Annotated in this window: 1 protein-coding gene; it reads right to left on the reverse strand. The window is 55.7% G+C overall.

Features of this window, described 5'->3' with window-relative positions; translation table 11 throughout:
• Positions 1 to 35: 35 nt before the first annotated feature.
• A complete protein-coding gene (locus NZK35_RS32840; protein ID WP_259636758.1) occupies positions 36 to 1,637 on the reverse strand; it encodes a hypothetical protein in 1,602 nt (533 codons plus the stop codon).
• Positions 1,638 to 1,774 lie beyond the last annotated feature (137 nt).

Raw genomic sequence — 1,774 nt, forward strand, 5'->3', positions numbered from 1 at the left:
GGGTGCATTCCCATTTAGTTGACGCAAAAATCACGTTAATCGTCGGCCGAAATGAGTTGTTGGTCAGTGGCTTCAACTTTGCAGCTCATTGGACGAGGCTCCCAGTGCCAACTGTCGCTTGCCTGGGTGCGACGGAATTCGGCCAGCTCGCCGATTGATTCATCCCAACGATCAGGAATCAGATGAGCGCGAACTTGAAGCATCTGCTCCGCGTTTTCGCTTTTCCAAAACATTGCATTGCTCTTCAGACGCAAATTGATCACGCGGCGAATGCTGCTTTCGATCGCCCCGCTACCACAAGGGATTCCGCTGCGACGATAGGCAGGGTAACTCAACCGACCCGCTTCACCATGTCGGCAAAGGTAATGGATTTCTGTTTCCAGTTCTGTGGCCGATTTTCCGACGCGTTCTAGGCCGGCGAGCTCATCAACCACTCGGCGCCATTGACCGTTTCGCAGCAGCGTTCGGTACTGACGATAAAGCCCCTGGCGGACGTCTGCGTCGAGCCCAAGCGAAGCAATCGCTTTGGAAACGTGATGCACCGCATGGCAGCAGTCCAAGACCTGATGCGTGACGACGCTCGTTAGTCCCGCATATTGAATGATGCGATCAATACGATCCCAAATCCAGGGGGCGCCATCGGCGACGAACGTCACGCTATGTGCCTCCGCGGCTCCGAGCCGATGCAGATGCATCGCAACCAATTCGGCGATCGCGTCGGGCCCAGTCAGGGTGCCGTCGATCGTCGCTTCATGCTCCTTCACCATCCGCCCCTGCTCGTCGTGAACAAAAATCGTCATCAGTTTAGGCTCCCGCCAGTCCGCTTCAAACGAGCGTGCAGGTTTCTTTGCCGAGCGTCCGGGCGAGTCAGCTTGCCCCTGAGCGACATCATCGCTTGACGCATTGGAAGTCGATGCAGTTAGCATTTTGCCGCGTATTTTCATTCTTCCGCCATCAATTTGCACCGACACTCGTTTCCCGGCCAATTCACCGGTGCTCGCCAACTTGCCCTGCCGAAACAGTTTGAGCCGATGCCGTCGTAGTCGCAATAAGCCGTCGCCAGATTGATAGGCGATCCGTTTGACCGCCTTGATATCAAGTGTGATACCATCGCGAACCAGTTCTCGGTGAGCCACTTCGATCGAAGGACACAATGCCACTTGGCGTGCCACGCGACTCTCCAGCGCGGGCGAGACGCCTTTGCCGAACCCGAATTGAGCAAGCGAAACATGCAAGCCGACGCGGGGCGAATCGTCTCGACCAAGCAACTTTTTCTTAGGGGCACAGTAGAGCGCTGTGGCCCAGAACAGCATGCCGCCGAGCAATCGAACGGCGACCCTAGTCTCGCGCCCTTTCTGAAGCGGTCTTGAGAAGTTGACCCGACTCGATTGGCATGCCTTTTCAAAACCTTTTTCGATCATGGTCGCGGAGATCAGCCCGGCGACGACCATGTCCGCACCGCGGGCAAAGGCATCATGGATGGTTCTTTCCAGCGTTGCGAGTTGCTCGGGATGATCTGAGATCCGTTGTTTCCAGAGCGTAACTTTGGGAACCAACTGAGCGTAAAACAGCGCGAGCATTTCTTCGGCCGACTCAATCCGTTCACCATTCTCTTGCCCCATGTCTAGTCCTTGCATTGTCGTCGGCATCCTTGCTAGGCGAGTGGAAAATCATCCTTGAATCGCCCAAGATACCGTCAACACCGGATCCAGAAACAGCAGCCAAGCCCCCGACGGGTTGCTAGCAAAAACGTCAACTAAATGGGAATGCACCC

Source organism: Stieleria sedimenti (assembly GCF_025060895.1).
GTDB classification, from domain to species: Bacteria; Planctomycetota; Planctomycetia; order Pirellulales; family Pirellulaceae; genus Stieleria; species Stieleria sedimenti.